Below are 10,533 nucleotides of genomic sequence, written 5' to 3'. Positions count from 1 at the left end.
GAAGATTTGCAGCAATACGCGGTCGAAGTTTAATCGACTCAGTCAGAACAAGTAAAAAAACGCGGAGCCCGGTAATGCAGGGCTCCGCGTTTTATATTTAATGAGTTTCAAACTCGATCCCGAGTTGAACGTTCAATCATCTCGAACGGATTATTTCGCTTTCAGCTTGAAGATTTCGCTGAATGACGATGTCAGAAACATCTCGCCATTCTGATCTGTGCCGAACGTCATTACTGGAATGCTCGGAGTTTCAATCACGTGATTGGCGGTCACTTTTTTGTTCTCTGCGTCATACTTCAAAGCCCAGAATTTGCCGGAAACATAGTCCCCGTAAATGTAAGAACCATCAAGGGCGGGGATGTTTTTCCCGCGATACACCGAGCCGCCGGTAATTGATTTACCTACGTCATGATTATATTCCCAGATGGGTTCGATTAAATGTTCGCGGGCCTCAACGCCGTTCGGACCAAAAGGATGTTTTCCTTCGCGAACCGACCAGCCATAGTTTCCCCCCTTGACGACCAGATCAATCTCTTCCCAGATATTTTGTCCCACATCACCGGCCCAGAGTACGCCGGTTTTTGTATCGAAGGCAATCCGCCACGGATTGCGAAAGCCATAGGCCCAGATTTCTTTACGGGCGGTTTTAATCTCCGCACTTTTGCCTTCGAGGAAAGGGTTATCTTTGGGAATCGAATAATTCAACCCGGGATCTTTGTGATCGACGTCGATCCGGCAGATTGATCCCAGCACGGAAGTCAGATTTTGCCCGTTATTAAACACATCATTCCCGGCTCCACCGTCACCAAAGGCGATATAAAGTTTTCCGTCCGGTCCGAAGACGACTGTTCCGCCGGCATGATTCCAGGCAGGCTGTTCGACACGCATCAGAACTTCTTCGGAATCAGCGAGTGCCTGATCAGGATCGTCTTTTGAGACGCGGAAACGCGAAATCACTGAAGTATTCTGCGGCTGATCCGGGGTACTGTAATAAATGAAGAACTCGCCATTCTTTTTGTAGTCGGGGTGAAAGGCGAATCCCAGGAGTCCTTCTTCGTTCTGCTTGTCGTTGTAGACCACGCGGTCAGAAATGTCGAGAAACAGCTTTCCCTCTTCCAGATCTTCATCGTCCGGCGTGTTCGGCACGACATAAATCTTTCCTTTCTGAGAAGCGATAAACAGACGGTTCGATGCATCGCCCGCATGGGTAATCACAATCGGCCGATCAATTTTCAGATAGGGAAAAACTTTGACTATTTTCACAGGAGCGGGAGAAGTGTCGACTTTCTCGTCGGCTGATAATTGTTGAGAAATACCAAGTACCACAAGGCACAGAAGAGTGGAAATTGTTTTCATAAGATGTCTTCTTTGTAATTGATTGAGATTATCAGGTGGGACATACTGCAGACGCTGGATACAAGGATAGGAAAAATAATCTGCCAACGCTACTGACCCACAAGTCAACTTTGATTCCGCTCTGAGAAAAGTATCATTACTTCTGCAGAATCAAGACAGGACGACACCAGTTGAGATGATCCTGAATATCCGCATTTTTCCCGAAATCCACTTTCAGAACCAGTTCCCGCGCACCGCTGAGATTAATCCGGGGCACAATCACGGTCTGCTGTTCGGCCCCTTGAACCGCCTGCTGAAATGCGACACGCCGATCGACCAGAATCGTCACTTCCACGTCGCCCGTCCCATTCGTGGAATCATCGATGCCGAGTTCCGTCTGGAAGGCGGCATACTTGCCAGCAAGCTGGTAGCGCAATTCCGCAGCGCTGTGCATTCCCAGGCCGGACGCAAATTCCTGTCCTCCCACGATCAGCGGCCCTGACAGCACATTCCGATTTCTCTGCCAGTTCCATTTCTGAGCGAGATAGGGAGTAAACTGATACTCGGCCGGCTCAAGTTGCGACAGGGGAACCACCAGCCCTCCTAACGGCGTAATGGAAACCAGTCGATTCAGATTACATTGTAACTCTGCACCGAATAAGGCTTTGGCGGTGATCACCGTCTGATTCAAAACGAGTGAAGAAACGACGAGTCGGCTACCGTCGGTCAGCGTGATTCGATAACGCAATTGATCCGGCTGCGGAAAATTAATCAACTCGGGATTGATACTAAAAGACTGAATGCCGCTTCGCGGGACCGATGTTTCGCCGGCTCTCGATTCAAAACGAAACGTCCGCGCATCAAAACCCAGAAATTCCCCTTCCAGAGAATCGCCGTTTTTTAAATAAAAGAGATCTGATTTCTGATCCGGACTCGCGATTTTTTGAATTAAGTGTGTTCGGGACTCGCGAGCGACAGGCCATTGAAAATAGGCTGCCCGAATCGTTTCCAGCGGGATTTTCATTTCTCCCATTTCCGGATACGAATTCAGACGCACAAAAACAAAATCCTCTTCGGAACGAAGCAACTGCGCATGAATGCGATCATCGTTCGCCAGAATCACCAACCCGTCACGACGCGGGGGAACAGAGGCATTTCCCAACTCAACACGGATTGTCTCTTTGGCAGGAACAGTCTGCGTCCCCGCATCAGTCTGAAGCGTGAACTGATTCTGATCGATTTGTATCAGCGTCCCTTGTACCAGCCCCCCCTCAGCCCGATAGAGTTCTGCAGCGTAGACAAACACGTCCGAAACACTGAAACTGCCAATCATACAAATAAGCACAAACAATCGCATGCAACACCGCAGAATAAGAACACACCAAGGGTCGAAGATACTTAACGCTGAAAGATGGGGATATTATTGCGGGGAATCTGCAGCACAATGCAGGACATGGCTGTGCTGTATTCGACACAGTTCGAGCTGTCGGGACGCCAGCTGCCGCTGGTCATTTGCACGGCGATCAGCTCTTCCCGGATCGCAGAATACCAGCCATCCCAGTAATTACTGCCCGCCTGCCACATCGCCTGGACTGCATAGTATTGTCCGTAATAATAATGGCTGCCTCTGAAGTAACGTTGATTGGGCAGATGCCGCATCAGATATCCCAGTCCATTTTCGATTTCCGCACCTTCATAAATTCCGGCACTATACAAGGCAACGACCCCTGCGGCTGACCGGGGAAATTCACTCTCCGCCTGCCGGACAAGCTGGTACCGAAAGCCACCGTCAGGGTTCTGGCTTTTCTTGACATAATCAATGCAGCGGTCAATCACTTCTTTGGAAACAAAGATCCCGCAATTCCGCGCCGCCCTGAGCGCCATGATCTGGCAGACCGTCACAGAGAGATCCGCGTCTTTACTCTCCGGTGTGTACCGCCAGCCCCCTTTCGCGTTTTGCGACTTCACGATCAGTTCCACCGCCTTTTCCAGCTTCAGACGCACGTCCTTGCTGTGCGTCATCCCATACACTTCAGCAAGAAATAATGTCGCAAAGCCGTGCCCGTACATCGGACCGTGTGAAATACTCTCCGGTGAAATGATATATCCCGAAGGTTTACAGGAAGCGAGAATAAAATCCGTCGCCCTTTGAACCTGCAACCCATACTTGCCTCTGCCCGGAGTATTTCCGTCCGCCAGAAACGCCATCCCGCACAAGGCAGTCACAGCCACATTACTTTTGAAGGTGGAACCGGATCCAAAAGATCCATCGGCATGCTGCCGCTCGGCAAGATACTTGAGACCGCGATCAACGGCAGTCCGTGTGGGGGGCGTATAATATTTCTTCCCTTGCGCATCGATGGAGCGGTTGATTTCCACCTGAGCCATCAGGGAAGTGCTCGTGCACATCATCATCAAACTCAACAGCGCATACCGCAAACAGCAGACAGCCGCCGGGAATTGATCTGACTGGATGGATTGATTTCTCAAAATAGCCACTGACCCTGAACAGAGTTGAATGTATTTCTTCCTGATACTGCATTGTACGGTATGCGCGGGTAATGAACAGCAGAAGCGTGGAAAAAGCAGACCCTGTCAGCACGATTAAGGTCGGATGACTTCCGGATATTTTGAATTACCGCCCGATAATTGTGGTACGGGATGTAAAGTCTGGCCTGGTCGTGGCTGCACATAGGGACGGCTCTGTATGGAATGCTCAATCGCCAGTCGCGATTCGGTCCGCTGCGTTCCAAACTCCCGGGGACGCACGACGCCTGGTCCCAGAGCACTTGATGGTAACGGGTCTTCCAGTTCGATCATCCTCTTTTCTTCGATTTTCTCTCCCCGGGTCATCGAATGACGTCCCGAAAAAACGCGTGGTACCCGTGTATTGTAGGAGTTAAAGCACCCCGAACAGAACGGGATCAACAACGCGAACAGGAACAATCGATGAAAAGGGTTCATGAAAAGCCATACTGAGCGAAAAGCAATCATCCGGCATGATTTCTCTTCGAGGATCAGGCCGAGACAGAATTGGTATTAAGTCGCGAACTATAGCAGATTGCCTGGACAGCGAACAGATTGATTTTTCATCAAAGGACCGAAAAAACCATGCCTTAACTCTCTCGTATTTCACAGCTTAGGACCTTACAATATCTGGCGATCTCTCGGGAAACAGGAAAACGCAGGTTTTCACAGGGTATCAATGTCCTGACGCTGGAAGTAAAGCGGTTTTCATAATAGCATCCTCAGTTATGGAGACAATTCGCTTCCCAACCCGGAATTTGTATTGAAAATGTAAGGATTAGTTCTGCTCTTATGTCAACTCCCCCCAAAGTTTGTGTGTTACGCGCCCCCGGAACCAACTGCGACATTGAGACGGCACATGCATTTGATCTCTGTGGAGCACAGGCAACGAGAATTCATCTGCTGAAACTGCTGGAAAATCCGCAGCAGCTGGCTGACTATCAGATTCTCTGCCTGCCTGGCGGTTTCAGTTACGGGGATGATGTGGGAGCAGGTGTGATCTTCGCGAGCCATCTGCAGGGACAACTTGCCGATGTGATCGGAAATTTCCTGGCTGCAGATAAACTGGTCCTGGGAATTTGCAACGGATTTCAGGTGCTGCTCAAAGCCGGAATTCTCCCCAGTGGCGCAGCAGGCTGGCCCCCCAAACAAGATCAGAGCCGCAACTCAACGCTGACCTGGAACATGAATGGAAAATACACGTCACTCTGGGTGCGGCTGGGAGTGCTGGCGCCACAAAATGTGTTTTTGAAGGACATCGATCAGATTGAACTTCCGATCGCACATGCGGAAGGACGCATCGCCGTGAGCGATCCTGCCGTCATTGAAGACTGGAAAGCCAACCAGCAGATCGCCATGTGTTATCGTGAAGCAGGCGAAGCAGAAACCGCGCTTCAGGAAGAAATTCTGCCTTATCCCGTAAATCCCAACGGCTCCGCCTGCAATATCGCCGCTCTCAGTGATCCGTCGGGGCGCGTGCTGGGGCTGATGCCGCATCCCGAACGATTTCTGTTTGCGACGCAGCACCCGCAGTGGACGCGACTGGGCTTAGAAGGCGAAGGCGCCGGCATGCAACTCTTCCGCAATGCCGTCAATTACTTCAAGTAGTTTTATTGAGTCAGCTTTAGCAGCAGATCATCATCCACCAACTCCCCTTTGGGAAGTTCCTTGATCGCCTGCAACACGCGCTGCACGATTTGCTCGTTCGGCTCTTTTCCCAGTTCGTGCAGACGATGCAGAATGGCTTTTTTTCCGCTGTGCCGTCCCAATACCAGCCTGATCCCTGTTGCGCCGACTGTTTCAGGACGATAAGGCAGGTACGTATCGGGATTTTTAAGCAACCCGTCCTGATGAATGCCGGCTTCCGTCGCAAAGATATTACTGCCGCCGACCGGTTTCATCGGCGAGAGTGCAATGCCCGTCAATTCCGAAACCAGTTTGCAAAGTGGCGCCAGTTGAGAGACATCCAGATGATGCGGCCGCTCAAATTCATCCTGATGTAAATGCAGCGCCATCGCCACCTCTTCCAGTGCGGCATTGCCGGCCCGTTCTCCAATGCCATTCACCGTACACTGCACCACATTCGCCCCGGCATCAATACACGCCAATGTGTTCGCCACCGCCAAACCGAGATCGTTATGAAAATGCACTGCCAGCAACACGTTTTCAATGCCCGGAACCTGATCCTGAATCCGACAGATGAATTCCTGCGCTTTGTAAGGCGTCAGAATTCCCACCGTATCGGGAAAACCGATGGTCGTCGCACCGGCGGCGATTGCTTCTCTGTAGACTTCACACAAGAAATCGACCTCAGTACGGCTGGCATCTTCCGGGCTGAAAGCGACGATATCAAACTTTTCCGTCGCGTACAGAACGCTGTCGACGATCAGTTTCAAGACTTCGGTCTTGTTTTTCTCCAGTTTGAATTGACGATGCAGAGGGCTCGTCCCGCAAAACAGGCTGACCCCGCGTTTGTGTGGCGGATTTCCTGCCAGCGCCTGGTCCGCCGCATCAATGTCGCCGGGCAAAGTGCGGCACAAAGCCGTCAGCACCGGCTTTTTAATCACTCCCACCATACTTTGAATCGCATCGATATCGGCCTGTGAGGATGCGGGGAAACCGGCATCCAGCGAATGCACGCCCGCTGCTTCGAGCGCTTTGGCAATCTGCAGCTTTTCAACGGGGTCCAGAGTCGCGCCGGGCATCTGTTCGCCATCCCGCAAGGTGGTATCGCTGAACAGGACCGTTCCTGCCCGACGATGATGCCTGATGACCGCGCGTTTCACTTTGGTCTTAACGTTTTTCTTGACACGCGAGAAAAGATGAAACATCAATGTGTATCCATAACCAACAAAATAGTGAGGCCCTGATTTCTGAATTGTAGCCGATTATAGCCCGCATTCGGGTTTGTTGTAGCGTTTTCAGAGCCATTCGACTCATTTAACCGGGATTCTCTGCCGCCACGGTACTATTGAAAGTAACCGGCATACCAGCTAAAAGGTGCTCCGTTCCGTTAAGCAGAATACATTCAAGGCCTGTCTAAACTCAGCAGTCTGACAGATTTTGCAAATCAGCAACCAGCAAACGCCATCCTGCCCGGCAGGTTACTTGCAGTCACACCTGCAAAGCTACTACAAACACGAAGGATCAGCCAGCGATGATTGATATTTTCTCTTCTATTTCACGACCTGATTCCCTGGTTGTAATTGCTGCTGACGGAGTCATGTGGAATTCACTGGCAGACATTCTGATCTTGCTGGGAGTCGCCTTATTACTCGGAACGATCGCGGAACAACTGCGGCAAAGCGCGCTGCTGGGATATATTGCTGCGGGAACACTGGTCGGCCCCAATCTGCTCGGCTGGGTTTCAAATCGTCAGGGTATTTTCGATCTCGCCGAGTTAGGCGTGGCGCTGCTCCTGTTTGCCATCGGGTTGGAATTCTCTCTTCCCCGGCTCCGTCGGCTGGGACATATCCCGCTGCTGGCGGGGATCCTGCAGGTGATTTTGACACTGCTTGCCGGGCTGTCTGTCTCGATTTTGCTGGGTTTTTCTTTCGCAGAATCAATGGCCGTCGGGGCCATGATTGCCTTGAGCAGCACCGCGTGTGTCGTACGCATGCTCAAAGATCGCGCGGAACTGGATTCGCCACACGGCCGCACCGCGCTCGGAATTTTGCTGGTTCAGGACATCGCCGTGATCCCTTTGATGCTGATCATCACAGCGCTGGTGAGTAAAGGAACGGCTGGTGAAGTTGTGATCCAGCTGGGTGTGTCTTTCCTGCTCGCCTTGATTTTAGTTGCTGTGTTTTACGGGCTTTTCAACTTTGTGTTACCGCGGCTGCTGGAATTGTCGTCGTTACGCAGAAATCGTGACTTTCCGATTCTGCTGGCAATGGTGATGGCAGCAGGATCAGCCTGGGCGGCACATAGCCTGGGACTGAGTCCCGCACTCGGCGCGTTTGTCGCCGGTGTTCTGCTGGCAATCTCACCGTTCGCCACTCAAATCCAGGCGGATGTCCAGCCACTCAAAACTGTCCTCGTCACCCTGTTTTTTGCTGCGGTAGGAATGCTGGCCGATTTAGGCTGGGTCTTCAATCACCTGGGAATCGTGCTGGCTGTCGTGGCTGCCATTGCACTGGGCAAACTGTTAATCACATTTGGAGTAGCCTGGTTGTGCGGACAGCCGTGGCAGTTTGCACTCGGAACGGGGCTCTGCCTTGCACAAGTCGGAGAATTTTCGTTTGTACTGGCAACGGTAGCGCGAGGCGAACCGGGTACGGGGGGCATCCTCTCAGAATCGACGTTTCGCGTCATCGTCGCAGCTACCATCGCCACGCTGTTGATGACTCCTTACCTGATTCAACTGGCTCCGGGTGCAGCAGCCTTCATTCGCCGCTTCATTCCGCGAATGCCACTGCCCGTCAGCGAACAACTTGAATTGAGTGCGTCTGTCACTCATTCCGAAAATGAATCAAAGGAATCCATTCTCATTCTGGGCTTCGGCCCTGCCGGTCAGCGTGTCGCCGGAGAACTGCTGCAGGTCGGATTAAAACGGATTGTTGTGATCGACCTGAATCACGAAAACCTGCAGATCGCAGAACAGTATGGGCTGAAAGCACAGCTTGGTGACGCGACGCAAATCGAAGTTCTGGAACATGCGGGATTATATCGATCAAGGCTCGTTATCATCACTCTGCCCAGCCCGACCATCTGCCGTCAGATCATTTATTTAGTGCGTCAGTTATCTCCCGGTGCGTCACTTTTTGTTAGATGTCGATATCACCTGCACCATTGGCAACTTCTGGCTGCAGGCGCTGATGTCGTGGTCGACGAAGAGGAACATGTGGGAGAATGCCTCGCACAACATATCCTGGAGTCGCCTCTCTTTCCCCTGCTTACAAAATCGATGCGTGATGACTCTGAGAAAACCGGTAAATCAGATTCCTGAGAAACCGTGATGACAGGGAAGAAACAAAAAAGGCCCCTCTGTCAAAACGACAGAGGGGCCTGATTCAATAACAAGATTCAGATTCCGAATCTTATAGATCGGCAGTTGCAGGCACTACGAATGGTTTGCGATATTCGCGTGTCAGTTTGGGATTCGCTGTGGAAGCCATGCTACCGGTGAAGGTTTCTGCCTTGGCGTCAATCGACAACTTGGGCCCCATGCTGATCATGGTATCGTCAGCGCTGAGTTTGTTGTTACCCAGGTGCTCACGGAAACGACCGATAGTTTCCACAGCTTCGCTGTCACCTTTCAACTGAGCGGCCACTTCCTTCACAGGCATCTGTTCGCCGAGTTCATAAGAGATATTACCCAGGTGGCAGAGGGCACTGGAAATGTGACCTTCTTCGATATCCGCATTCAGATCGCTGATCTTGCGGCTGCGGACAGCGTCCACGAAATTGGCAAAGTGATCTGCGGAACCGGAAAACTTCTTGATCAGTTTTCCATCGAGATCGAATGCCGAAGCACTGTTGTAGCTGGGAATCACCACATAACCTTCGGAACCGTAAAAGATGACTCCAACTTTGGCGTCCCGATATGCTTCGGTTTCCAGACCACGTACTTCAAAGACCAGACGCTTATCGCCGAACTGATGAATGCTGACCTGTGTATTGGCCACATCACCGGCGTCAACATAACCCAGGCGACCGCCGTAGGCCTGCACGCTGTCGCCGACGTTATCGACGCCTAAGCCCCAGCGGGCCACATCCATCTGATGGATCCCCTGGTTCCCCAGGTCGCCGTTACCGGTAGGTGTCTGCCAGTGCCAATCATAATGGAATTTTGGACGGGTTAATTGCGCCATCGGTGCCGGTCCCAGCCAGAGATCGTAGTCGACGCTGGCAGGTACATCGTAATTCCCTTTGGGGCCGATTGATTTTCGTCGTTTGTAACAGGTACCACGGGCCAGTTTGACTTCCCCGATGCCACCGGCTTTGACAAACGCGACAGCGTCAATCAGACCAGGTTGAGAACGGCACTGAGTTCCTGTCTGAACAATTTTGTTGTGCTTGCGGGCGGCTTCGACAATGCGCCGTCCTTCACTCACGTTGTGGCTGACCGGTTTTTCACAGTACACATCTTTGCCGGCCTGAATGGCCCAGATCGCGCCGAGGGCATGCCAGTGGTTGGGGGTTGCGATACTGACGATATCGATTTTCTCATCGTCAAAGGCTTTCCGCAGGTCTTTGTAGTAGGCAGGTTTTTTGTTGGTCTTCTTATAAACGTTTCCGACCCCCTTTGTCATTCCGACACTTTCGTCAGTATCGACAATTGCAACAATCTCGGTATCTTTGCGGTCTGCGAAAGCACTCAGGTGAGACTGTCCGCGACCGTTGACTCCAAGTAACGCGACGCGCAACTTTTCGTTCGGGCTGGTGGACTGTGTTTCCGCTGCCGAGAGTTGAGGAAGAGAAGCGCCCAGAGCTGCCGCACTGGCGGCGGCAAACATCGATTGTTCAAGGAATTCGCGACGGGATTGTTGTGACATCTTCTTTTTTCTCCTCAATGGAATGTCAATGGAAGGATTGCCCTGTGCAATTTGGGTGGGGTTGAAGATCAGACCTTCAAACGGATGATCTTGAAATCAGATCCGGGAACCAGCACCAGTTTGCATTGCGGCTGAGCCATACGGTCGTTATTTCTAAATTGTCTTCATCAAAGTC

At 51.7% G+C, this 10,533-nt stretch carries 8 protein-coding genes; 2 read left to right on the top strand and 6 right to left on the bottom strand.

Annotation, left to right across the window (positions count from 1 at the left end; all coding sequences use genetic code 11):
• Nucleotides 1-150: 150 nt before the first annotated feature.
• The 4 genes from Q0294_RS01995 to Q0294_RS01980 all read right to left on the bottom strand — a co-directional run bounded on the left by Q0294_RS01995 (nucleotide 151) and on the right by Q0294_RS01980 (nucleotide 4,155).
• Nucleotides 151-1,356 (bottom strand): PQQ-dependent sugar dehydrogenase, encoded by a 1,206-nt coding sequence (locus Q0294_RS01995; RefSeq protein ID WP_299460360.1) that lies wholly within the window; start codon nucleotides 1,354-1,356, stop codon nucleotides 151-153.
• A 136-nt stretch (nucleotides 1,357-1,492) separates the two neighbouring features.
• On the bottom strand, nucleotides 1,493-2,692 hold the full coding sequence (locus Q0294_RS01990; protein ID WP_299460358.1) for an NPCBM/NEW2 domain-containing protein: 1,200 nt from the start codon (nucleotides 2,690-2,692) through the stop codon (nucleotides 1,493-1,495).
• Nucleotides 2,693-2,733: 41 nt separating this feature from the next.
• The gene (locus Q0294_RS01985) at nucleotides 2,734-3,825 is read right to left on the bottom strand and encodes a prenyltransferase/squalene oxidase repeat-containing protein (protein ID WP_299460356.1); all 1,092 of its coding nucleotides are present in this window, start codon (nucleotides 3,823-3,825) and stop codon (nucleotides 2,734-2,736) included.
• Nucleotides 3,826-3,939: 114 nt separating this feature from the next.
• Nucleotides 3,940-4,155 (bottom strand): hypothetical protein, encoded by a 216-nt coding sequence (locus Q0294_RS01980; RefSeq protein WP_299460354.1) that lies wholly within the window; start codon nucleotides 4,153-4,155, stop codon nucleotides 3,940-3,942.
• A 498-nt stretch (nucleotides 4,156-4,653) separates the two neighbouring features.
• Here Q0294_RS01980 and Q0294_RS01975 point away from each other — a divergent pair, with 498 nt between their 5' ends.
• Nucleotides 4,654-5,469: a phosphoribosylformylglycinamidine synthase subunit PurQ gene (locus tag Q0294_RS01975; protein WP_299460351.1), complete on the top strand. Its 816-nt coding sequence runs from the start codon at nucleotides 4,654-4,656 to the stop codon at nucleotides 5,467-5,469.
• A gap of 2 nt (nucleotides 5,470-5,471) precedes the next feature.
• Here Q0294_RS01975 and Q0294_RS01970 read toward each other — a convergent pair whose 3' ends face one another.
• Nucleotides 5,472-6,692, bottom strand: coding sequence for a pyruvate carboxyltransferase (locus tag Q0294_RS01970; protein WP_299460349.1), 1,221 nt, complete (start codon nucleotides 6,690-6,692; stop codon nucleotides 5,472-5,474).
• Nucleotides 6,693-7,018: 326 nt separating this feature from the next.
• On the opposite strand from Q0294_RS01970, the gene Q0294_RS01965 reads away from it, so the two are divergent.
• The gene (locus Q0294_RS01965; RefSeq protein ID WP_299460347.1) at nucleotides 7,019-8,809 is read left to right on the top strand and encodes a cation:proton antiporter; all 1,791 of its coding nucleotides are present in this window, start codon (nucleotides 7,019-7,021) and stop codon (nucleotides 8,807-8,809) included.
• Nucleotides 8,810-8,900: 91 nt separating this feature from the next.
• Here the strand turns inward: Q0294_RS01965 and Q0294_RS01960 are convergent, their stop codons facing one another.
• A complete protein-coding gene (locus Q0294_RS01960; protein WP_299460344.1) occupies nucleotides 8,901-10,358 on the bottom strand; it encodes a Gfo/Idh/MocA family oxidoreductase in 1,458 nt (485 codons plus the stop codon).
• Nucleotides 10,359-10,533 lie beyond the last annotated feature (175 nt).

The organism is uncultured Gimesia sp. (assembly GCF_937919775.1).
GTDB lineage: Bacteria > Planctomycetota > Planctomycetia > Planctomycetales > Planctomycetaceae > Gimesia.
Note: the sequence above shows the minus strand (reverse complement) of the source record. Positions and strands in the feature narration are given on the sequence as shown.